21 protein-coding genes are annotated in these 24,416 nt (G+C 47.8%); 8 read left to right on the top strand and 13 right to left on the bottom strand.

Translation table 11 applies throughout. From position 1 onward, the window contains the following. Nucleotides 1–4: 4 nt before the first annotated feature. From SAR116_RS10800 to SAR116_RS13515, 5 genes are all read right to left on the bottom strand, one after another. On the bottom strand, nt 5–754 hold the full coding sequence (locus SAR116_RS10800; RefSeq protein WP_013046976.1) for a 4Fe-4S dicluster domain-containing protein: 750 nt from the start codon (nt 752–754) through the stop codon (nt 5–7). After that, nucleotides 751–3,639 (bottom strand): molybdopterin oxidoreductase family protein, encoded by a 2,889-nt coding sequence (locus tag SAR116_RS10795; RefSeq protein ID WP_013046975.1) that lies wholly within the window; start codon nt 3,637–3,639, stop codon nt 751–753. Before SAR116_RS10795 ends, SAR116_RS10800 begins: the two co-directional genes overlap by 4 nt. A 173-nt stretch (nt 3,640–3,812) precedes the next feature. Next, on the bottom strand, nt 3,813–4,214 hold the full coding sequence (locus SAR116_RS10790) for a Rieske 2Fe-2S domain-containing protein (RefSeq protein WP_041861437.1): 402 nt from the start codon (nt 4,212–4,214) through the stop codon (nt 3,813–3,815). A 76-nt stretch (nt 4,215–4,290) separates the two neighbouring features. After that, a complete protein-coding gene (locus tag SAR116_RS10785; RefSeq protein ID WP_013046973.1) occupies nt 4,291–4,779 on the bottom strand; it encodes an aromatic-ring-hydroxylating dioxygenase subunit beta in 489 nt (162 codons plus the stop codon). 218 nt (nt 4,780–4,997) lie between these two features. Continuing rightward, entirely contained in the window at nt 4,998–7,394 is a 2,397-nt protein-coding gene (locus SAR116_RS13515; RefSeq protein ID WP_013046972.1) for an FAD-dependent oxidoreductase, read from the bottom strand. Between the two features lie 322 nt (nt 7,395–7,716). On the opposite strand from SAR116_RS13515, the gene SAR116_RS10770 reads away from it, so the two are divergent. The 8 genes from SAR116_RS10770 (at nt 7,717) to SAR116_RS10735 (ending at nt 16,334) form a co-directional block, all read left to right on the top strand. Further along, a complete protein-coding gene (locus SAR116_RS10770; RefSeq protein WP_013046971.1) occupies nt 7,717–8,823 on the top strand; it encodes a taurine ABC transporter substrate-binding protein in 1,107 nt (368 codons plus the stop codon). A gap of 230 nt (nt 8,824–9,053) precedes the next feature. Continuing rightward, a complete protein-coding gene (locus SAR116_RS10765) occupies nt 9,054–9,941 on the top strand; it encodes an ABC transporter permease (RefSeq protein ID WP_013046970.1) in 888 nt (295 codons plus the stop codon). Between the two features lie 40 nt (nt 9,942–9,981). Beyond that, entirely contained in the window at nt 9,982–10,842 is an 861-nt protein-coding gene (locus SAR116_RS10760) for an ABC transporter ATP-binding protein (protein ID WP_013046969.1), read from the top strand. Nucleotides 10,843–10,868: 26 nt separating this feature from the next. Beyond that, complete coding sequence (locus SAR116_RS10755; RefSeq protein ID WP_013046968.1) at nt 10,869–11,702, top strand: ABC transporter permease; 834 nt, start codon at nt 10,869–10,871, stop codon at nt 11,700–11,702. 55 nt (nt 11,703–11,757) lie between these two features. Then, nucleotides 11,758–12,642 (top strand): ABC transporter ATP-binding protein, encoded by an 885-nt coding sequence (locus SAR116_RS10750; RefSeq protein WP_013046967.1) that lies wholly within the window; start codon nt 11,758–11,760, stop codon nt 12,640–12,642. A 24-nt stretch (nt 12,643–12,666) separates the two neighbouring features. Beyond that, nucleotides 12,667–12,966, top strand: coding sequence for a hypothetical protein (locus SAR116_RS10745; RefSeq protein WP_013046966.1), 300 nt, complete (start codon nt 12,667–12,669; stop codon nt 12,964–12,966). Between the two features lie 42 nt (nt 12,967–13,008). Beyond that, complete coding sequence (locus tag SAR116_RS10740; RefSeq protein ID WP_013046965.1) at nt 13,009–13,761, top strand: ABC transporter ATP-binding protein; 753 nt, start codon at nt 13,009–13,011, stop codon at nt 13,759–13,761. Further along, the gene (locus SAR116_RS10735; protein WP_013046964.1) at nt 13,758–16,334 is read left to right on the top strand and encodes a Gldg family protein; all 2,577 of its coding nucleotides are present in this window, start codon (nt 13,758–13,760) and stop codon (nt 16,332–16,334) included. The genes SAR116_RS10740 and SAR116_RS10735 overlap by 4 nt, the downstream gene beginning before the upstream one ends. A gap of 17 nt (nt 16,335–16,351) precedes the next feature. On the opposite strand, the gene SAR116_RS10730 is transcribed toward SAR116_RS10735, so the two are convergent. The 8 genes from SAR116_RS10730 to SAR116_RS10695 form a co-directional block, all read right to left on the bottom strand. Next, nucleotides 16,352–17,530: a cytochrome P450 gene (locus tag SAR116_RS10730; protein WP_013046963.1), complete on the bottom strand. Its 1,179-nt coding sequence runs from the start codon at nt 17,528–17,530 to the stop codon at nt 16,352–16,354. A 133-nt stretch (nt 17,531–17,663) separates the two neighbouring features. After that, a complete protein-coding gene (locus tag SAR116_RS10725) occupies nt 17,664–18,695 on the bottom strand; it encodes a Fe(3+) ABC transporter substrate-binding protein (protein ID WP_013046962.1) in 1,032 nt (343 codons plus the stop codon). Nucleotides 18,696–19,058: 363 nt separating this feature from the next. Next, nucleotides 19,059–19,901 (bottom strand): EamA family transporter, encoded by an 843-nt coding sequence (locus SAR116_RS10720; RefSeq protein ID WP_013046961.1) that lies wholly within the window; start codon nt 19,899–19,901, stop codon nt 19,059–19,061. Nucleotides 19,902–19,979: 78 nt separating this feature from the next. After that, the gene (locus SAR116_RS10715; protein WP_013046960.1) at nt 19,980–20,318 is read right to left on the bottom strand and encodes a Crp/Fnr family transcriptional regulator; all 339 of its coding nucleotides are present in this window, start codon (nt 20,316–20,318) and stop codon (nt 19,980–19,982) included. Between the two features lie 17 nt (nt 20,319–20,335). Next, complete coding sequence (locus tag SAR116_RS10710; RefSeq protein WP_013046959.1) at nt 20,336–21,124, bottom strand: MBL fold metallo-hydrolase; 789 nt, start codon at nt 21,122–21,124, stop codon at nt 20,336–20,338. A 96-nt stretch (nt 21,125–21,220) separates the two neighbouring features. Then, nucleotides 21,221–21,523, bottom strand: coding sequence for a DUF4387 domain-containing protein (locus tag SAR116_RS10705; RefSeq protein ID WP_013046958.1), 303 nt, complete (start codon nt 21,521–21,523; stop codon nt 21,221–21,223). Continuing rightward, a complete protein-coding gene (locus SAR116_RS10700) occupies nt 21,516–22,901 on the bottom strand; it encodes an acyclic terpene utilization AtuA family protein (RefSeq protein WP_013046957.1) in 1,386 nt (461 codons plus the stop codon). The genes SAR116_RS10705 and SAR116_RS10700 overlap by 8 nt, the downstream gene beginning before the upstream one ends. Then, nucleotides 22,901–24,412 (bottom strand): tripartite tricarboxylate transporter permease, encoded by a 1,512-nt coding sequence (locus tag SAR116_RS10695; protein WP_013046956.1) that lies wholly within the window; start codon nt 24,410–24,412, stop codon nt 22,901–22,903. Before SAR116_RS10695 ends, SAR116_RS10700 begins: the two co-directional genes overlap by 1 nt. Nucleotides 24,413–24,416: the final 4 nt, after the last annotated feature.

The raw sequence follows: 24,416 nt of genomic DNA, 5'->3' as shown, positions 1-24,416 counted from the left end.
TATCTTATCGGCTAAGCTTGCGGTCAGCCCAGGCAAAGAATTTTTCTGTCTTGGTACCATCACTGGCGCCAACTGTTTCTTTCAATGCTGCAGGTTGCGAGGTGACTGCATCACGGCGTTTACGTGGTGGCAGATATTTATTTACGGGCTTGTAACCAAACTCTTCCAGCAGGTTGAACCCTTCACGCTCGGCAACAAGTTGCGAAACGTCACTTTCCGGATCACCCAGATCACCAAAATGGCGTGCCCCTGTCGGACAGGCACGCACACAGGCAGGCTGCCGATCTTCAGGTTCCAGATTTTCGTTATAAATACGATCAACGCACAATGTACATTTTTTCATCACACCATGTGATGGATCATATTCACGCGCACCATACGGGCACGCCCATGAACAAAGTTTACAGCCGATACAGGTGTCCGGATTGACCAGAACGATACCATCTTCTTCACGCTTATAACTAGCACCTGTGGGGCAAACTGTCACACAAGCAGGTTCTTCACAATGCAGGCATGAACGTGGAAAATGCACCGTCCGGCTTTCCAGACCTTCGCCTAGCTCAAAGCCATGCACACGGTTCAGCCATGCGCCTTGCGGATCCTGACCGTAAGGGTCAATATCGGTCAATGGCGCTGAATAGCCCGAAGTGTTCCATTCTTTACAAGACGTCACACATCCCTGGCAGCCAACGCAGGTGTCGAGGTCGATGACAAGGCCAAGCTTTTTCTTGGTAGTAGCGGGAAGAGATGTCATGATTTTGATCCCTTGTTAAATTGCGTACCATACGCCAACTCATCAGGTAATGGGGCATCGGAACGCGCCTTGAACGGCTCGAAATAAGGCTCGGTAGTGCCTGCTTCTTCTGGCAAAGCTTTACTGATTTTCACCCGCAAATCATACCATGCAGCCTGCCCAGTAACCGGGTCACTATTTGAATAGCGATAGCCACCTTCACGTGCGGGCAATAATTCCGAGATCAGATGATTAAGCAGGAAGCCCTGCTTCATCTCTGGGGCATCCTTATCAAGACCCCATGCACCGCCGCGCTTGCCAATCGCATTCCATGTCCACAATGTATCAGGATTACAGCCTTCCATCAGACTCACCTGACATTTGACGCGGCCTATGTGGCTGGTAAGCCAGACCCAGTCATCATCATGGATATCCAGAGCTTCGGCCTTTTCACGATTCATATATAAACGGTTTGCATTGGTGATCTGACGAAGCCACGCATTCTGTGATCCCCATGAATGGTACATATGCATGGGGCGCTGGGTAATTGCATGAAACGGATAGTCATCTTTATTGACCATTTCGCCTTCAAAAGTCGGATACCAGAATGGCAACGGATCGAAGAAGGACGTAATTCGCTCACGATGCGAATCTTCCGGCTGAATATCACCATGCCCTTGGGCTGCTAGGCGGAATTTCTGCAAGGTTTCGCTATAGAGCTCAAAGACAATCTGGTCTGTTGACCCATTAAACCCAACCGATTTAGCCCAGTCCAGATAGGCTTTATTGGCATGCTTATAATAACGCATTTCCGGCTCAAGTTCATGGGCATGGAAACAACCATTATCAATATATTCCTGCAGCTGGTTCTGGTTCGGCTCGCCGACACCATATTTCGAACCATCTTCACCACGCCACCCTGCAAGCGGGCCAATGCCCGGAGCACGCTGGTGATTGATGATATAATCAGCATACCCGCCTGGATATTTGGCTGCACCATCTTCATTGGTCATGCCTGGCAAACCAAGGCGCGCGCCAAGATCAAGCATGACCGTCTGGAACGGGCGCACGTCACGATCTGGCTCAATGACTGGCTGACGAATGGCATCATTTGCAGAATCAGGTTCTGAAATTGGGCGATCCAGCATCGAAATACAATCCCATCTTTCAAGATAAGTCGTATCCGGCAGGATCAGATCCGCATAAGGCACTGTTTCCGAATAAAACGCATCCGAATAGATGATTTTTGGAATGACATATTCACCTGTATCAGGGTTTTTAGCTGTCAGATGACGCAATGTATCAGGCACGTTCATCGACGAATTCCAGCCCATATTGGCCATATACATGAACAGCACATCAATATTATACGGATCCATCGTACCCGCATTATTGATGACCATATGCATCAGGCCATGCGCCGACACTGGCGCGTCCCACGAATAGGCTTTGTCGATACGCAATGGCTTTCCATTGTCATCAACCAGCAAATCTTCTGGCCCCTTTACAAAACCAAGCGGCGGACCCGGAAGCGGTGTATTGGGCTTGACCTGATCAACTTTACCTGCTGGACGGATACCCGGTGGAATCGTCTTTGGATAAGGTGGCTTGTAGCGGAAACCGCCAGGACAATCGATTGAACCCAGCAAAATTTGAAGCAGGTGAATCAAGCGGCATGTATTAAAGCCGTTTGAATGCGCCGAAATACCGCGCATCGCATGCATTGATACCGGACGACCAATCATCTTGTCATGTTTGCGGCCAGCCCAGTCAACCCACGGCTGATCGATAACAATTTCACGCTCAAAAGCCGCTTCGGCAAGTTCACTTGCAATACGCTTGATTGTGTCAGCCGGAATACCGATTTCTTCGGCGACTGACTCAGGTGCAAATTTGCTATCTAGGAAGCGCTCTGCAATCAATGACATCACCGGTACGACCTGCGATCCATCGGCCAGCTTGAATGACCCGTTCAATGCTGGATCGATCTCTAGGGTATTGGCACCAATAGCTTTGTTCTGGTTTTTATCCCAGGCCAATGGCTCGCCATCTTTATCACGGGCAATCAGACCATCATTGGCCGCACCCGGATTCTGGATAACAAGCCAATGTGAATTGGTATAGCGCACAAGATAATCAAGATCGACCTTGCCAGCCTGCATCAATTCATAAATCAATGCCGAAACGAACAGACCGTCACTTCCCGGCTTTACGCCTAGCCATTCATCAGCAATCGCGCCATAACCCGTTCTAACGGGGTTGACGGCGACAACCTTGACGCCACGTTCTTTCAGCTTGCCAAGTGCCTTTTTGATTGGGTTTGAACCATGATCCTCGGCCACACCCCATAACATGAAATATTCGGTTTTATCCCAGTCAGGCTCGCCAAATTCCCAGAACGATCCGCCGAATGTATATAAACCGGCAGCCGCCATATTGACTGAACAGAAGCCACCATGCGCGGCAAAATTAGGTGTGCCGAACTGTGAGGCCCACCAGCCTGTTAGCGCCTGACTTTGATCGCGTCCGGTAAATAGGGCAAGTTTACGCGGGTCTTTTGCCCGCACATCACCAAGCCAGCTTGATGCCAGGTCAAGCGCTTCATCCCATGAAATTTCAGCAAATTCACCTGAACCGCGGGGGCCAACACGTTTCAGCGGCGAGGTCAAACGCGCAGGCGACACCTGGGTCATGATGCCAGAAGCACCCTTGCCACACAGAACCCCCTTATTCACGGGGTGATCGCGGTTACCCTCAATATAGCGTACCTGGCCATCCTTGAGATAGACTTTGATCCCGCATCGGCATGCGCACATGTAACAAGTTGTGGTTTTAATCTCATCCGCAGGATTCGTCTGAAGATCAATAACCGGATCCTTGTTATTGTCACTAATTGGTGCATCCATCTTAATTAACCCCTAAAAACATCATGATCATCTATACAACCCATAGAATAAAATGAAATTCTTTTCCATGTAATACAGACAATCAACTGTTTTGTTTATAAAAACTGATGGCATAGCATCAATTATTCAATTTTGACACTTGTTAGATATTTAGCGATTAGTTTGTCATATCCCTAATCAAAATCGTCATCGTCATCATCGCCAAAGAATTCGTCATCATCAATGTCGTCTTCTTCATTGAAATCATACTCAAGTTGCTCGGTCACGAAAACCATAACATTGTCATCTTCGATCTTGGTATCATAGGTTTTAAGTGGCAATTCAGCCTCATCCTGCAATTCCATCGTTTCCAGGTCCCAAGACCATAAATGCTTTGTGCAGGTTAGCTTACAACCCAGAATTGTTCCAGATTCGTCCAATGGTTCTTCCATATGAGGGCAAATAGGAGGTAACGCGGTGAAACCAGCCTTATGATGCGCGACCACAAGCGGAATTCCGCCGCCGACGCTGGCCCAAAGTTTTTTTATTGAACCTGGTGGCACTTCACTCGTAGCGCAAACTTTAATCCAGCTCATATCAATGGTTTCCTTCCATAATTCGGCCTGATCTTTGAAACTTTGACAGACCTTCACCGCAAATAGCTTTTACCGACTAGATTGGCCAATGCGACCCTTTGTCCATACGACGGTTATCAAGTTTGGTTTCACGATTAACAAATTTTGCCACACCATCTTTAATGGTGAATTTGTCATGATATTTACCAACCACAAAAAGACGGCTTTCGCCTGAGTCTAGATGCGCATTGATGCCATCGAGCATATTTTGATACACAACAACCGAACTTACAGCTTCTGCTGTCTGCCCATCATCAGAAATATCGACAGTATATACAGATGTATGGCGGCGAAGCGGTGAATGATCTGTATTATGCTTTGGTAGCATATCCATCAGACCTTGAAGCTCTTTTTTATCTCCAGAGAAGTAAATCATCTCTTTATTGATTTCAGGGCTGAAAGACGTAATCGAATAATGAAATGAATCATCACACAATTCGAACCAGTTCCCCCAATTGAGCTCATCCAAAGCGATAGCCGCTTTATAGATTGTTCTTTCAATCTGCTTTTCGATATCCTGTCCCATTGCATCTCCTCTCGCCATATGATGGCTATTTATATTGTTATTAGGCCTTGAAAGCTTCATTAAGCGAACGCTCTCAAATCATAAGATTTTTCAGACTTAGTTGGTAATTCGCAATTGAAATCAGGGTTAAGTCGAACCCTAACTATGCTTTATTAAGACGTTATCCTGTTCCGTGTTTTTTACTGCGAACCAATTGCCACTTATCAATTCCAAAGTCATTATTGATCAAGTGGCGAATAGGTTATGTCGGCAATTTGATCCGGGTCTGGTGATACATTAGAATCAAGGCATTGTTTCGCCATCATGTAAGTAGCCGGGTCATTGAACACCTCTACCGCAACAAGCCGTTTTTGTCTGAAGCTCCAGAACGAAATTCCCCCCTCGCGGCTACCTGGTCGTGTAACCTGATAGACCTCTTCATCACCCACCGGCACAACACCAACTGATTGCAGTTTGGCATCATACTGATCCGACCAGAACCATGGCGTCTGAATGGTAGGCGGTGCGACTTCCATCAATGTAGAAGCTGCTATTGCACCAGTTTCTTGGGCATTATGAACTGATTCAATGGCTAACGAAGCGCTACGTTGTAAAGCAACATCACCAATCGCCAACACATCTGGATGACTTGAATACATATGGCTATCAACCAGAATTGCGCCGCCATCTGCACGCTGTGTTTCAATGCCTGCATCATTGGCCAATGTGCTATCCGGCACCACACCAATACCGACAATCAGCATATCACCGGTCAGAACGGTTCCATCAGTCAGCTTGACACCACTGAAGGCGCCATTGTCCTGCATGATATCTTCAACGCCGATACCGGTTGACAAATTCACCCCATGGCTGTTGTGAAGGTCCGACAAATAGTCAGCTGTCGATGGGCTCGCAACACGGGCAAGGATTCTGTCGGCGGCTTCGATAACGTTAACCTCGATCCCCTTTTTCCGGAATGAGGCCGCAACTTCAAGGCCGATATATCCACCACCGATGATGATGGCGCTTTTTGCCTCCTTCATCTTGTTGCGGATTGCTATGGCGTCAGCAGGCTGCCGCAGAATAAACGCATTCTGCATCCCTTCGGCACTAGGCAACATCCGTGGCACAGCCCCGCTGGCTATAACCAGCTTGTCAAAATGAACTTGCTCGCCATCTTCGAGAAGCAATGACTTTGCCTCAAGATCAATTTTTTGAACGTTGGTTTTGGTTCGCAAGGTGATGTCCTGATCACTGTACCATTTTTTCCGCTTTAGCAGAAAAACCGGATTAACCTTTTCATCTTCATCAATCAAAAACGCCTTTGATAGTGGCGGACGCTCCATTGGGCCACCGCTTTGACGGTCAAGAATGGTGATATTCCCTTCAAACCCGCTTTTCCGCATTTTGTCAGCAAAACTAATACCCGCATGACTGGCACCGACAACCACGACATTATAACCAGTCTTTGCAGTACTATCTTTTGACGCCGGCTCAGAAGGCGCAGCAGAATAGGCCTTGTCCAGATCTTCTGGGTTGCGCTTCATCCAGCGCCCCCACTCATTATAATAGTGGCGCAAAGCGTCTTCGCTAGGCGCTACATCGCCAGTTTCCGCTTCATTAACCACCGAACCGCCAATGGTGAATGGGCTCCAGATTTTATTGTGATGCTTTACTCTGGCGCTTCGTGCCTCGGCATTATCGCTTTTCAGTCCAAGCCCGCGATATTCAACCATGACCTCGTTAGGGCCAAGCGGCGTGATTGTGCTCACGCTCAAAGCTGATCCATGCAAGCTAAAGTTAAAGCCGGGAAATAGATCAACCATAAACCATTGACCTGGTTTCATTTTTGGGAATGTCAGAGCATCCTGACCATTTCCGCTTTCGCCAAAGGTGCCTGCAACTGCGTGACCAAATTCAAAATCATTTTTTCGTGTTGGCGTTACAGACGAATCACCGATCTGTTTCATAAAATCCTGATGAAATTTGATGGTTCTGTCGTGGTTAAGCTTGAAATTGGTGCTTAAAATTTCCTTGTGATAATGAAAAACCTCTAACGGCTCGTCATCAAGGGCACCAGTAAGCACTTTAAGTGGCGCACCAACCCAATCTTCAAGCGATACGGATGGCTTGTCATTCATATTCACCCAAATAAAGCCACCGAATTTTATCTCGCAGCGCAAGCGGCGCAGACCTGCCTCGTCTTTTGAAAAGCGATCCTGATACCCTTCTTTTTCGCGCGCCACATAGACACAATTGCCTTTCATGTCGAACTGCCAAGCATGGAACATACATGTAATACGCTTTGGATTACCCGATGCCTGCCCTTCAAGGAACGTTCCTTGTGGTCGGCGCTCGATGAGCATGCCACGATGCGGACACACATTTAAATAAGCATGGACCTTGTTGTCAGCGGCCCGCAGAATTATAATGTTCTCGTTTCCGATGCTTGATGTACGAAAATCATAAGGTTCGGGTAATTCAGATTCGTGACAAACAGGCACCCAGATATTTTTGAATATTTTTTGCTGTTCTTCAGTCGAAATATTACTATCCGAAAAAATCTTCTGATCAATCCAGTTGCTATGAGGCGCCTGTGACTTATTTGTCTCTTGCTGATCGTTGATTGTTGGCATGGCTTCCGCTTCCCGTTTTACTTTGTATTCAGTAATTTTTTATATTTGTGAAAGAACTGTAACAAATAAGAAAATGACATTGTAGCCAACAATCGATTGCATTGTTCTATCACTTGATTGAAGCACCCAATAAAGATATGACTTGATAGTTAGGCGTTATAAACCTTTACTTTGTACAAGATCATGCACAAACAAATAAAAAGCATGTTTATTGGGGAAGAATTATGGGTTCTATGCCTACTATAATTGCTAGTCTAGCAAATAATGTAAGTATGTACGTCTGTATTACGTCTTCCCCGTTTTTCAAAAATGGGAGGAAAGTATGACTTTCAAGCTATCTAAGACTCTTGGAGCAATTGCGGTTGGTGCAATGGCAATGTCTCCATTAACAGGTATGGCTACTGTAGATTTTGGTAACGAAGGTGAAGCTGTTGATTTGGTAATTGGTTATCAGCCTTATTACACAGAATCATGGACAGGCGTTGTCAACAACGGCATGGCATTCTGGAAGAATCACCTACCTGCTGGCTCAACCGCTGACTTCCAAGTTGGTCTTCAAGGTTCAGTTATCGTGAATGCGATGGCTGGTGAGAAGCAGCATATTGGTTACATGGGTGACATGCCAGCGATTGCATCTACATTTAAAGTAATCCCTGAGCGTGGTGGTACAGACATTCGTATTGTTGCAGCTCTTGGCACATCAATGCAGCAGTGTAACATCTTCCTAGTTCGTAACGACGCCCCTGACTTTGCTAACGGTAGAGACGCTGTTAAGTGGATGGATGGCAAAATCACATCTGCACCACACGGCGCTTGTACTGACCGTTTTGCCCAGCTTGCATTCGCTGAGTCTGGCATTAAGCCAAGCAAGTACCTGAACCAGAACATCGAAGTTATCACAACTAACTTCCGTGCTGGTAAGTTGGATGCGGCTGCTATCTGGGAGCCAACTGCCACAAAGATGGTTGAAAGCGGTATCGCACGTCGCGGCGCTTCAGGCATCGATTTTGGCGCACTTGATGGTGCCTTCATGGTTATGCTGAACGATCTGATCGAGCAGCGCCCTGATGCCGTTACTGGTTGGTTGAACGCCGAGCTTGATGCGCAGATCTTCGTGGCTGATCCAGCTAACGCAGACGCTGTTGCAACAATGGCCGAAGCACAGACAGAACAGATTGACAAGTCAATCCTGAAAGCATCTCTGTATGACAGCCCAATCGCTGGTTCTAACAAGCTAACACTGGACTTTGTTATCAGTGATCGCGCTCGTAACCTGATGGCTGACGCTACAGCGTTCTTATACTCACTGAAGAAAAAGCCTGCTGCGACACCTACAATTCGCTCAGGCGGTGTTATGCCACAGTTCGCTGAAGACGTTCTTCGCGCCCGCGGCATGACTTCACCAGTTGGTGTTATCAACGCAAAGTAATTTGCTACCAATGTAAAAAGACACCCTGAGAATTAATTTTCTCAGGGTGTTTTTTCTATAACTTATTCTATTTATTTATTTTTTTAACACCAAATACAGCTTATTGATTGCATCACTTAGTTATTAAAAAAGATCTATTACTGAATCGCTTTGATTGCGCGCGCAAAAGTGCGACATTTTGTTACTAGTCTAAGAAGAATTTAAAAATGTAATTCTGGGAGTTCACAAAGATGGCCACACAACAAGTTGCTACAGGACGCCAACGGCGTACCGAGGCACCCAAGGGGTTGGACTTAGTCCAATATCGAATTGTAAAGGCGTTATCTACGCCAACACCATATCTAACCGCAATAGGCGTAGGATTGTGGCTGTTCACCTACTGGATACTTTGTGAAGGGCTTGAAGTTTGGCGTTTTACCAAACTGCCTGGCCCAGTTGCCATTTCTAAGGACTGGTTCTCACCTGAGCCGTTCCAGGGCATATCGATCTTTACCGCAGAATATTACGAACATATCCGGGTAAGTTGCCAGCGTATCGCCATTGCCTTTGCGATTGCGACCGGTGTTGGTGTGCCACTTGGCCTATTCATGGGCTGGTCTAGAAAGGTACGTGACTTCGCTTTCCCCCTTCTGGAACTCTTCCGCCCTATTCCTATTCTTGCATGGGTACCGCTATCGATCCTGCTTCTGCCAGGTTTTGAGGGGCCTGTTATCTTCCTTGCCACCTTGGCGTCTTTGTTCGTGACAACATTGAATGCTATGCTTGGCGTGGACTCAATCGATGATGATTATTTCCGCGCTGCTGGTTGTCTGGGTTCAAGCAAATGGGACGTGTTCAAAAACGTCGTTGTGCCGGGCGCACTTCCTTTCATCTTTACAGGATTGCAGATATCAATCGGTGTGGCTTGGTTCTCGCTTGTTGCCGCTGAAATGGTCTCTGGTGACCTTGGTTTGGGCTATCTGATCGTTGATGCCTACATGAACAACGTTACCGTACCTATGGTGATCGGCATGATCACACTCGGCTTCATTGGATATGTGACATCAGTCATGGTGCGTATTCTTGGTGACAAGCTCATGGACTGGCAAGTTCGCGAACTAGCTCAGCAGGATCGCTAATAGCGCCTCGTTACCGATTTAAAAAAGGGATTATAAGGTTATGACAAAACAAAACGCTTCAAAAAACGGTGCGGCGGCTACAAAAGGTGCCATCAGTATTCGTAATGTAACCAAAATCTATGACCCAGAAGGGGTTAATGTTAAGGCTGTTGACAATTGTTCAATGGAAATTGCCGGTGGCGAGATCTGTATGATTGTTGGTCCGTCTGGCTGTGGAAAATCGACTTTGCTGAATGCGATTGCAGGTTTCCACTCTATCACCGAAGGTCAGATCGACGTTGATGGTGAGATGCTATGTGGTCCAGGCCGTGAAAAGGCTGATCAGGGTGCTGATCGTATGGTTGTGTTCCAAAATGGAGCTTTGTTTCCATGGAAAACACTGGTCGAGAATGTTGCTTATGGCCCAATGGTTCAAGGAGCACTTAACAAAGCACAGGCAATGGATAAGGCTGGCACAATGCTTGCCGAGGCCGGCCTTGGCGATGTGATCAAAAAATTTCCCGGCGAAGTGTCTTCGGGCATGAGCCGTCGTGCCGAGATTGTACGTGCGTTGATCAATGATCCAAAAGTTCTGCTTCTGGACGAACCTTATCGCGCGATGGATGCATTGACCAAACAGATCATGCATGAATCACTGCTTGAGACTTATGACAGAACAAAGGTTACAATCTTTTTCATCACGCATGATCTTGAGGAAGCCATTTTCCTTGGTGACAAGGCGCATGTGGTTACCACACGCCCATGTCAGCTCAAGAAAACTGTCGAAGTGAATATCCCGCGTCCACGTTCATACGAGACGCAGTCATCCGAAGCTTTCCGAGCCTTGCTGAGCGAAGTGAATGAAGCGGTCCACGAAGAAGCAGTCAAGGCCTTTCAGGCTGGCGAACGCGAGATGGCTTAGGCCACAGATCGGAAAGGTATTGAATTATGGGAAATAGTACTGTGCAAAAACGTTCTAAATTTTCAAAACTAATACAAAGCGTTGAATTGAGACGCGCAATCATGTCTATCTTTGTGTTTTTAGTTGTGTGGCAGTTTGGCGCATTGATTGATGACTGGACAGGTTATGACATGCTCGGCATCGGGCTTGTCCCGCCACCAGTTGATGTTCTGATCACTTGGGCTGATGTTGTTCCTAACCTAGGCTATTGGCAAAGCTGGGTAGCTAGCTTCCAACGTGTTCTGGCTGGATTCCTTGTAGCCATGATCGTGGGTATTCCATTTGGACTAATGCTGGCAGTGAACAAGTATTTCCGGGAGATTTTCTTCCCGCCATTTGAAATTCTTCGTCCAATTCCACCACTAGCTTGGGTGCCAGCTTCACTGATTTTCTGGCCTACAAACGAAATGTCTATCGCGTTTGTGACCTTCCTGGGGGCGTTCTTTACCATCGTGATCAACGTTCTTGGTGGTGCGCGGGCAATCGACGTACGGTATCTCCGTGCGGCGCAGTCAATGGGCGCAAGCCAATGGCATCTGTTCTACAGAATCATTCTGCCTGGCACATTGCCGTCAATCTTTACAGGTGCCGCCGTGGGTATGGGCATCACCTGGGAAGTGGTGCTGGCTGCCGAAATGATTTCTGGTGGTGGTACACAAGGTGGCGGTGGCCTCGGCTTCTTCATCTGGAGCTCATATATGGGTGGTTCACTTGAGCATATTGTCGTTGGCATGATTTCCATCGGTATCGCGGGCTATCTCTGTTCGAGCTCAATTCGTAAATTAGGGATATTCTTTATGCCATGGCGGCGTCTGTTCTAGACAGCGTTTGTAATACTAGGCAACAGAACAATTAAAGGTTACAGGGAGTATACCAATGTTGACCAATCGTAATTCCATCGCCCGCGCTGCTAGTGCTGGCGGTGCTACCAAATCAAACAAAGCGGCAAGTACGCCAGCGACAGGTAGCACGATCGAACTAACAAATGTATCAAAGGCCTATGGTGAAGAATGGTTGTCAGATCAGATTCTCGATAATCTGAGTCTGTCGATTGCGCCAGGTGAAATGACAGTTATTGTGGGGCCGTCTGGTTGTGGAAAATCAACTCTGGTGAATTTGCTTGCCGGCTTTGAAGAGCCAGACTCAGGCAAGATCACAATTGATGGTGAAGAAATCACTGGCCCGGGTAAAGACCGGATGGTGGTGTTTCAGGAAACCGCGCTGATCCCATGGCAAACAACCTTTGAAAATGTTGTCTTTGGCCCCAAATTACGGGGTGATATGAAAACAGCGGATCTTGAAAAAGAAGCCAAAAAGCTACTTGTTAAAGTTGGGCTTGGTGAATTCATGAGCAAATTCCCACTCCAGCTTTCTGGTGGTATGCAGCGTCGTGCCGAACTGGCTCGCGCCCTTATCAACGAGCCTAAAGTGATGATCATGGATGAGCCATTCCGTGGCCTTGATGCGATGTCGCGTAGCCTTATGCAGGAATTCTTCCTGCAGCTATTTGAAGAGAACCGTCGTACAAATGTATTTGTTACATCGGAAATTGACGAAGCTATCTTCCTTGCTGACAATCTGATTGTTCTGACTAACAAGCCGACAAAGGTTGAAAAAATTATCGATATCAAACTTCCTCGTCCGCGCAATTACAGCATGTTGACCTCTGCCGAAGCGTTTGAATATAAGCGTGAAACAATGGCCATTCTACATGAAGAAGCGATGAAGAGCTTTGCAAACACATCTAAGGGCGTAGCCTAGCGGCTACGCTTCAGGGCAACGACCATGCTGGATTTCTTGTTCCTTATCTCAGCTAAACCGGTCGTTGTCACCCTGGCCACAATTGGTGCCATTCTCGCAACATTTTCCGCTGCGATAGAAAAATTCTTTACTCGCAAAACTGTCGATATGAATAGTGATAAAAATCATATTCATCCTGTTGCCAAACCTGCCTTTGATAAAAATGAATCACCGCGTCCCAAGACATCTTTTGGACGTTGGCTTAACCGCTTGGGATATGGCATTATGGGCGTAAGTGTTATTTTGTTTATTATTGCTGGATTCATTGTCGATCTTCGCGGATGAATAGGCTGACACGCAGGTATTAAGTAGCGAAGCAGGTTCATCGTGTTAATAGACGTCCAAAACCTATCCAAATCCTATGCCTCCAAACCTGCTGCGCAGAATGTGTCATTCAGCGCTAAGGCGGGCTCGATTATTGGTCTGTTAGGTAGTAATGGCGCGGGTAAATCAACCATCATGCGAATGCTTGTCGGCTCGCTAACACCTGACGCAGGGCAAGCCTTTATCAATGGCTATGACATTGTCACGCAACGTCGGCAGGCACAACATCAGCTTGGTTATCTACCGGAATCAGCGCTTGGTTTTAACAATCTCAGCGTGCGGGAGTTTTTGACCTTTACCGCCGAATCACGTGGCTTTTCCGAACCACAGAAACGCACCCTGATCGATAATGTAATCGACCAGCTTGATCTTGGTGACGTTCGGCATAAGCTTTTGGGAACACTGTCTAAAGGCTGGCGACAACGAAGCTGGCTTGGTCAAGCTTTGTTGCACAATCCGCCTGTACTGATCCTTGACGAGCCAACAGACGGACTTGATCCCAACCAGAAAGCGCAATTGCGTGAAAAGCTTAAATATCTTGGCCAGACCAAAACAATCCTGATGTCGACGCATATTCTGGAAGAAGCCGAGAATATGTGCGAGCGTCTAGTTGTTATGCGCGATAGCCAGCTTGTTGCCGACGGACCAACAGCGCAATTTCTTGATCAGAATGGACGACTTGAAAGCGCAATTCATGCGTTAACCGCCACCAATACAGACCAACCAGCCAAAACCGATAATAAGGCTGGATCATGAAAACAACCCACGCTGAGTCATCACAAATGGCCATGATAATGGCGGCCGCCAGACATGAATGGCGACAATTGACCTATTCGCCATTAACACTGATTTTTCAGGTCGGGTTCTTACTGACCCTGGCCACTGCGGTTTTTGTAATTGGTGACTTTTTCAGTACCGATCTGGTGGTCATGGATTTGCAATGGACGTTTCTGCCGTGGGTCGCAAATGTCTTTATACCAGCATTGGCAATGCGGGCTTTTCATGGGCAAAATAACGAAGGGTCTATGGAATTAACCTTGTCCCTGCCGCTATCAGCTGCCAGCATCACAATAGGTAAATGGCTTACGGGCAGTTTTATCCTGTTGATCACACTTGCCATGACATTCCCATTTGCTGTGACCATCGCCTATTTGGGGTCACCTGACTGGGGCATCATCATTGCGGGGTATATTGGTGCCAGCTTGTTATTGGCATCAGCCTATGCTGTTGCGATGCTTGCCGCCGCGCTATGCCGAGACCAGATTGCTGCTTTTGTTCTGGGATTGGGGTTTTTACTGGCATTAATGTTGCTTGATTCAGGGCTTGGTGAATTGACGATTCTGCCGCCAGCTTTGCAATGGATTGCTGATACATTGTATCTGGCAAGTCCACGCCATTGGCTTGACGAAATGGCTGATGGACGGATTGATCTTGCCGGATTGGTCTATTTCACCGCCCTGATAGGCCTGACGCTGGGAGCAACAACTATTTTGCTGTCGCGTTTCCGGCGCAATGTAGCACCAAATCTTGCCAGCATCTGTGCACGCCTTAGTCTGGTGACTGTTGGTATTATGGCGATCATGGGCTTGTCTGGCCTGCTATCTGGCGTCCCTATTGCGCTTGACCTTACGCAACAGAAAAGCTTCAGCCTGCATCCCGAAACAGTTCATATTGCGAAGCAGTCCCAATCGCATGTAAAAACACCAATCGAGATCACATTATTTTATAATAAGGATGAAACGCCAGTACCGGCACGTATCCGCCAGCATGTGCGCCGGGTTGAAAGTCTGCTGACCCAATTTGAAAATTACGCAGATGGTGGCATCATAATTAAAAAAATTGCTGTTGAACCAGATAGCGTCATCGAAGAAAGCGCCCTTCTTGACGGTATTCAAAGGGTGCCTATGTCATCTGGCGATAGCTTATATTTTGGCGCAACTTTCCAGCTTGGCGACCGACATGCCGCCATATCCTATTTCGATGAACGCCGCGCCGAATTACTGGAATATGATCTTGCCCTTGCTGTCAGCAATCTGGGGCGCAAGACAACACCGAAAATAGGTATCCTTTCATCATTATTCATTCCACGGAATGTTGATGAACCACGCCCGGGACTGGCTATCCTTGAAGAACTGAAAAACCAATTTGATATCGCTATCATCCCTTATTTCGGTGATAGCCTGCCAGATGATCTGGATGCGTTGCTTGTCATTGACACCCCCGTTCTCAAAGCCGGCATGTTGCGTGCGATTGACAGCCATGTCATGGCTGGCAAAGGGCTAATGGTGATGGTTGACCCACATCAACGCCTAAACCGTGGCAACGCCAAATTAGAGGCGGCGCCGATCAGCCAGACCGACATCTTCACAATCATCGATCTGCTAGCTAGCTATGGAATCAGGTTTGATCAAAACCGGGTTATTGGCGATGGCACTATGGCGGCGACCGTTGTGGGTAATGATGGCAATCAAATCAACTATCCCTACTGGCTTCGCGTACGGCGTGATGCGCTCTCAACCACCCATAGTACAACGGCCGATTTGAACGAACTACTCTTTGCCGAAGCTGGTTATTTCAGTCTGTCATCCGATGAAAATAGCGACCTGACAGCCACCAGTCTGGTCACCACAAGCGGCGAAACCGGTTCGCAAGATCGCACATTATTCCGGTCTTCTGCGCCTGACCAGCTTGCCGCCAGCTTTAAGCCCGACAAGGGCGGTGTGCGCTCAGTTGCTGTGCATGTAGCTGGCGGATTGCCGACAGCCTTTGACGGCGATTCTAGGGCGGATTCTGCATCTGTTTTTGCGATCGCTGATACTGATTGGATTTATGATCCGATGAGTTTGCAAGGTTCGGGCGAAGGCGGCGCCGCATTCCTGCGCCCCTTGAATGATAATTTTGCTTTCATGGTGAATATGGTTGAATTCCTTGCTGGTGATAACCGCCTGCTTGGCATCCGGTCACGTGGCAATCTGGTGCGCTCTTTCACCCTTGTTGAAGAAATGATGCGTAACGCCCAGCAGATTTATAAAGACACCGAATCCAATTTCATCAACCAGATTGCGAAAGTCGAAGACAGCATCACCGAAGTTCTAAGCCTCACAGGTGCTAAATCAGTTGATGAACTGCCAAGCAATTTGCAGGATCAGATACGTGACCTGCAAACCATGCTATTACCTTTACGCCAAAAATTGCGGCAGATACGGCGATCCATGCGCGAGGATGTTGAAACCCTGTTCCAGCAAGCAACCGTTTTCAACATTATAGCAGGGCCACTTCTGGCACTGATACTTAACCTTCTATTCTGGTATCGGCGCAAACAAGGCTAGATTTCAGACCAAACGCCCTAATGAAGTTTTACAGGTAAATTGATCGGTCCACGAAACCCAAAACCCTGAAATAGAACTGGCGCACCCAGATCAAGCGCCAGATTGGGAAACCGGTCGAATAATCTTGGCAAAACAATATCGGCAACCGTGCGACGCGCAATATGCGTTCCAAGACAGAAATGCGGTCCATTACCAAATGCCTGATGCGGTTGCTTTGGCCGATGCAGGTTAAAAAGATGCCCATCTTCATACATATCTTCATCGTGATTTGCCGAAGCCTGAACCGTCATCACAACATCACCTTTGGGAATTAAATATCCGCGAATTTCGACATCTTCAAGTGTGCGGCGTGAACTAACCTGAATGGGTGCGACCCAGCGCACCGACTCTTCAAAAGCATGATGCCACAAACTGTTATCACTTTTGGCATCGGCAAGTTGATCGGGATTCGTCAGCACGCCATAAATCGCCGTTAGCATGGCATCACGTGGTTCATTGATACCGCCGCCAATCACAATTTTGATGTTAGAGCGAATCACATCGATATCCATAGGCACTTCAAGATTCAGCATAGCAGCAATGGCATGCGGGGTTTCATTCGCATCATGGCCATCAACGGTTTTTTGGATCGATTGATTGATCTCATCATTGGCCCTATCGGTTGCTGCAAACGGCGCATCCGCCCACCCAAAATTACCTGCCCCATCGATCAGTGTCTGCGACCAGCGACATAAATCAGTATCTGATGCATGTTCAAGGCCGATGAGATGTGACAGACAGCGCGCCGATACCGGCGCAGCAAGCGCATGAAACAGGTCAACTGTCTCACCACGGGGCAGACGACCGATATAATCATCAACGATCTTTTCATAAAGTGGCACCCAGACATCACGAATGTTGCGTTGTGAAAAGGCCGCCGTCATCGCAGTGCGTTCCCGCATATGTTCGGCACCATCCTTTCGCATAAGCGTATGCGCCTGAAAAGCCCGCTTCATAGGCGTGCTTGGATCGTCCGAACTGAATATCTGCCAGTTATCTTTGACAAATTTTGTGTCTTCTGCCTTGGTCAGCATGGTGCGCTTGACCGACGACACATTGACTACAGGATGGTGATGTCGCGCAGTTTTATAAAAGCGATAAGGGTCGTACGTCAGGTCAGCTATCGTGACAGTGTCATCACATGGGGCTAATGGCATAAACAACTCCATCACTTACATAAATATATTGAGCCTATAGATAAATCATCGACAAGCAAAGGAGTATCCAAAACCTCATCATGCCTGGGTAAGCGCACTTTTCGCCTACCGGGAAACGCATTAACTGATCGGTCTACCAGCCAACCCGATCAATAATTTTCTGAGCAGTGACTGACAGTCTGGCAATCTCGGATATGGGGGTTTGATCTTCTTTGAAGGTGCCCCAAAGCTTGAGATCATCGGGAAGATCCAGGCTTTCATCAACTGGATATTCATAATTGATTTTGGCATAGAGGCTTTGCGCCTTTTCAGATACCAGAAATTCCAGAAGGCGTTGGGCATCCCCCTTATTCTTGGAATGAATAGCGATGCCCCCACCTGAAATATTCACATGCGCACCACGATCATCCGCGCCCTGATTGGGAAAAACAACATTTATTGAATCAGCCCACTGGCGATGTGCGGCATCATCAGAGGTGAGCAACTTGCCGTAATAATAATGATTGAGAATGGCAATATCGCACTGGCCCTCGAAGATAGCTTTCACCTGCGAACGGTCATTACCCTGAGGGCGTCGGGCAAAATTAGCAACCAGATCTCGCGCCCAGGCTTCGGCCTTGACCTCGCCATGGGCAGCAATCATCGACGCTACCAGCGCACGGTTATATACATGCGATCCTGGACGCGAGCAAATCTTGCCGCGCCATTTTGGATCAGCCAGATCCTCAATGCGAAGCACAGCGTCAGCAGCAACCCGATCCTTTGACACGCCAACAATCCGGCTGCGTTTTGATAAGCCAAACCATGTGCCATCCTGACTCCGCAGATGTTGTGGGATGACCCGGTTGAGAATATCTGACTGAACAGGCGCCAAAAGACCCTTTTCGGCATACACACTAAGACGGGCAATATCTACCGTAAGCACAAGATCAGCAGGGCTGTTGGCCCCCTCGGCTGCAAGCCGTTGCGCCAGACCTTTGGACGCAAAGACCACATTGGTCTTAATGCCTGTTTCGGCTGTAAAGGCGTCCAGAAACGGGGTGATCAAAAAGGCCTGACGATGCGAGTATATATTCAGCTCCGAGGCGTGCGCCGCGGCATGCCCAAAGACGACAGCGCCAATCATGGCAAGCTTGATGATAAATCTTGATATATAAGTCTTCACGTCGATTTTCCTTTACTAATCCTAGTCAGTAGTAACGCCACAAGCTGGCGTGATAGCGGCACCAGCATTTACTATATGGAGCCAGATATGAATCAATCACCCGATGACTTATTATCGGTATAGCGTACCCCAAGCCAACGAAAGATCATAAATCATCTTTCATCACATTAAGAATAGTAATGAGAATGATTATTATTCTTAATTTCTAAATAGTTCAAATAGCATTGTCAATAATAAAAATGATAATGAGTCGCAATATCATTTTTATGAAGATACTTTCTTTGATTGAACGTCATACTGATAACATGGAGGAGGAGGAAGAAGATCATCATGATCATAATCATCATTATTATTATTCATAACTCAGGCAAGCCGTAAAGTGATGACGCCGGCAAGAATGATTATTGTCACGACAATTTTCATAGCTGTTAGTTTTTCCTTGAGCAGCATAGTGCCAAGCAACAACGCAAAAATCACCGACGTCTCGCGCAAAGCAGATACAACGGCGATGGGTGCTGATAAACACGCCCATAAAACCAGCACATAGGCGATATAGGACAAATTCCCCCCGATCAGGAGAATTTTACGCCCTTCTGTCGAAATACGACTGAGAACCCCGGGATAAAACAGCCGCAAATATACCATGAAAACCACGCCATTGATGATGGTCACCATCCCATAAAAGCTCAGCGCACTGCCCGCATGGCGTGTTCCATGCCCATCGACCAGCGAATAGCCCGCAATAAAGCAACCAGTAATCAACGCCAGAGCCAAACCCGTCAACGGTGTCTGTGTTCGGTGAAACTGGAAAATACCATGCAGGATAATACCCCCGGACACCATTGTAATGCCGACAAGCTGTTGCTGTGAAAAATCACTTTTGATCACCAGCATGCTGACAAGCGTAATAAGCAGGGGGGCAACACCGCGCGCAATCGGATAAATCTGCGTCAGTTCGCCATGCCGATACGCATTCATCAAAAACACCTGATACCCCAGATGAAAAACCGCACTTCCCAGCAGATATGGCCAACTAGAAACAGGTGGCAAACCAACAAATAGCAGTCCCGCAATAGCAAGCGGCAGGTGCCCTATCATGATCGCGCCTATGCCTAGCGCTTTATCATCACTTCCACGGACCTGAAAATTCCAGAAGGCATGCAAAAAGGCCGCCAGCAAAACCACAACAATCACGGTAAAATCCATTTTGCCTACCTATGAATACCTAAAGATCTCTGTTCAGGTGTCTGCAAAGCCACGGGCCTAGGCTTTGTCTGGACGAAGCTAACGGTTTTTTTGCAGCGTCCGCAAGCGATAGGACAAGATACGCAACACCCCACGTACAAACAGATCCGATTGCGATACCTTGTCGTCAAATTCCTTTTTCGAAACCGCAAGGATTTCACATGCTGTCATACAGCGCGCTTCCCCCATGCGAAGTTCATCCTCGATAACGCCCATTTCACCAAAAATTTCATTTTCGCCAATTATAAAATTGGGGTCCTTGGTATTATTATCAGGCAGGAAAATTCCCACCTCACCCTTGGTCAGGAAAAATATGTCCTCGGACAAATCACCTGATTTGAACACACTTTGTAATGCTCTATATTCAATTTTACGCATTTTTACTTACCCTTGTATTAGATCGACAGCGCCATAGCTTCACGCGCAAAAAAAACAATTTCATTTTCATGTTTAGCTTGTAAGGCGCGGATATCAATATCGGTTCGTGAGGGTGCGTGATGCGCTATCGCAAGCCTTTTACATAAAGTTTCAGCCGCAAATTGAACACCCTGTTCTACCGATGAATGTCCCCAGCCTTTTTTGTTTTGCAACTCGGCATCGGTAAACATCCCATCCCAGACAACCAGATCAGAATATGATGCAAATTCATGTAATGCCGCCTGACTGGCAGGTTCATGTTCGTGATCCTGAAAGAAGCATAGCGTCCTGTCATCTGCGGTTAGCCGATAGCCACTGGCGCCGCCTGGATGGTTCAGCTGAATAGACGCCATCATATGGCCCGCTGGCAACTCAGTATTCAGCGCGGCAAAATCGATAAATTCGAGATGACTTAGTGCCGAGAACGCATCAACGGGAAAATAGCTCCCACTGAAATAGCTTTGCAACTTTTCACGAAGACCAACCTTGTCGGTCAGCGCACTGCAAACATAGACATTCTGCCTGCATGCAAACAAGCTGGGATTGAAAGCCAGCCCCTGAATATGATCATGATGAAAATGGCTGTAGAGAATAAAGACAGGCAGATCGTCGCGAATTTTGATGTTTCGAAATCCACTGCCTGTGTCAAAAATGATCTGGCATTGCGGGGTGATGATTTCAAACGATGTGGTGCTACCGCCAAATTCGATATAATCCTTACCCGATACCGGCGTCGATCCACGAACCCCAAAAAATGTAACATCCATACTACATGCTCACGACTTGCCATTCATCAAAGGCGATGAATAGACCGTCTCACTTTGTTCCAGCGATTGCAATATCTGTTCGGGGTTTTAACGAGATTAACCCATATCCCATTCGGCAAAGAGGGTGGCGATCTGGGCGCCATGCATATCGCGGTCATAGCGGCTACCCTGCACATGATGCCGTGCAAAGCTGAGTTTCAACACTGACAGGTCGCGCATTTCAAAGCGCTTGACCGCTGTCTCATCATGTCCTGTCAGCGCCGCCACTATAGCTGGCGTCAGGCGCGCGCAAACCTGATTAAAAACGGCATCTGATCCGCAGAAAATATCAACAGTGATCCAGAAAGGCCCTGCATTCTTTGAGCGTATCTTTGTGACCACAGACCCAAGATTAGTCATCTGCCACCTCGGCTATCTGTGACAATTTGAGGGTAAAGGCATCCATCGGCGCATCAAGTGTAAGTACATGGTTAAGGGCGAATTCATACAACGCGCCACGATCCGAATGCGCTGGTGAATATGGAAAGGCAAAGGTTGGCAGATCTTCCTGCTCGCTCAGGGGATAATGGAGTAGAAATGGATTAATCAGCTTTGACAAGTCGGTCGCGATCATCTGATCAGTTGCCGTAATGATCAGCAAAACCCCAACTTCAACAGGCATAGCATCGGCAGATGGCTGGCGATTTTCAAGCACGCCAAGTGCCGCATTTACTCCGATCAATCGAAATTCCAGCGAATAATCATCACTCCCAAGATCAGTACAATCGGCAATCTTATCATGCAAAAAGCGGGTCAGGCGTTCAATCCAAACAGAGCTGTTTTTGACATAATGTGCGTCACGAATAATCGCCATCATTGTTGTCTGGTAGCCGGCAATTTTTGCGGCCTCAAGCTTGACCGTATATGTATCTGACGGTATCCATGCCGAACCTTCGACCCGGACGCGGCGGTTGCTTTCGGCAGTATAGGTTGCACCTGTCACATCAAGATGCCCCCCTGGTTCATATAGAATATAGGGATCAACATTTTCATACAGCATATGCGCCGATACCGAATGTGGCGTGCAAATCGCATCCTTGGCCATCGCCTCAACGGTAAATCCGCTTTCGTCAAATTCGACAAGGATCACGCCACTGCCAGGGTTGGTCGAACAAAAGGCACCACATTCGGCGATTTTTGCACCATGCCACGCGGCACCCGCATGATCACCATTTTCTATGGGCAAAGCCGAAATCACGGCGGTATCGGTGGTGCGTCCGGCTAATATGATATCAGCCCCACTTGCCAAAGCCGCCGTAATGGCTTCGGCACCTGCTAAAGCGACAATATTACTAAACCCGCGAATATCATCTGCATCAATGTCGGGTGCTGGCATAAGTGGCGTCACGCGACCAGCGTCAAAGGCGTTGGCAATCTGGTGTGGCGACTGATCCGCATACAGCCGCGCCACTGACAAGGTCTGACCTAACTCTTTGGCCAGTTCAACGGTGATATCATACATCCAGTCAACGGCACTATTGGTGCCGCAGGTGCCACATGATCCAATCACCAATGGCACATCAGCCACAGCTCGCGCCTGCATCAAATGACGCCATTCTGCCTTACAAACATCGCGGGCATATTTTGACGTACCCGTACCCAGATAATAGGGGCCACTATCGGTCGAGCCACCGTCAATGCAGATAATATCTGGCTTGGCGGCAATACCGCGCTCCAATGCTTTTACATCAAAGCCTAGCCCCAAAACACCTGACGGAACCAGAACGCGCGTTGGCATCAGACTTTGTCCACAGGCGACTTAGGTGCTTTCAGATAGGAACGCAGAAACAACGGTGCAATAAAGCCCAAAAACGCAGCTATCCATAGGCCAATCGAAATAGGCGACGAAAACAGATAGACCCAATCACCATCCGATAGCACCATGGCGCGACGTAAGCTGACTTCCATATGTCCCCCCAGAAGAATACCAAGGATCACTGGCACAGCTGGAATTGACAATTTACGCAATACATAGCCAAGCAGGCCAAAGCCGATCATCAGCAAAAGATCAAAATGACTGCCTGACAGCGAAAATATGCCAACAAAGGAAATCATCGTCACCGCAGGCAACAAGACTGCCGCAGGCACTTGCAGAATGCGGCTGAACATCTTCACAAGCGGAACATTGAGGATCAACAACACAAAATTGGCAATCAACAAAGATGCAATAAGCCCCCAGACAACCTCAGGACGCTCGGTAAATAGCAATGGCCCCGGCGTGATATTCAAGGTCATCAACAAAGCCAGCAAGACGGCAGTCGTTCCCGATCCCGGAACGCCTAATGTTAGCATCGGCACCAATGCCCCACCTGCCGCGGCATTATTACCCGCTTCGGGTGCCGCAACACCACGCGGATCACCTTTGCCAAAATTGGATTTATCCGGCGCTATGGCTTTTTCGCTCATATAGGCAAGAAAACTGCCTAATGACGCGCCAGCACCCGGCAAGAGACCCGCAACAAATCCGATGACAGTCGAACGCAACATCGTCCAGCGCGTGGCAATGATGTCACGAACAGGTATCGTAACTTTTTCAAGCTGAACACCAATCGCCGAGTCCTTGCCATGACTTTCAATAAAGACAAACACCTCAGCCACGGCAAACAGACCGACAATGGCTACCAGAAAATCAACACCATCAAACAAATGCAGACTACCACCGGTGAACCGCGTTAAGCCTGTCGAACTGTCAACACCAATCATGGCAATGCCAAGACCAAGACAAACCGCTATCGCTGCTTTTGCCTGATTCTTTGATCCAATGCCACCTAATGTACAAAAGGCCAATAAGTAAAGTGCAAAATATTCAGCGGGCCCAAACAGGAAAGCCACTCGCGCCAGAATAGGTGCAAGCAGCATCAATCCCACTGTAGCCAGAAGCGCACCAACAAATGAGGCAACACCCGACAGCACAAGCGCATCGCCAGCACGACCCTGTTTGGCCATTGGATAGCCATCCAAGGTTGTCATCATCGCCGGCTCGTCACCTGGAATATTCAGTAGAATCGATGAAATACGGCCACCATACATGGCACCGTAATAAACCGCTGTCATCAATACCAGCGCCTGGGTCGCATCCAGCCCAAAAGAAAATGATAACGGAATCAAAATGGCAACACCATTTGACGGGCCAAGCCCCGGCAAGGCACCAATCATCGTGCCCAGAATACATCCCGCCACCGCCAAAGCCAGCGTCGTAGGTGTTAGCGCAACTGAAAAACCCAGCGCAAGATTTGCAAGCAGATCCATAAGC

The organism is Candidatus Puniceispirillum marinum IMCC1322 (genome assembly GCF_000024465.1).
GTDB lineage: Bacteria > Pseudomonadota > Alphaproteobacteria > Puniceispirillales > Puniceispirillaceae > Puniceispirillum > Puniceispirillum marinum.
This window is presented reverse-complemented; position numbering and strand designations above follow the sequence as displayed.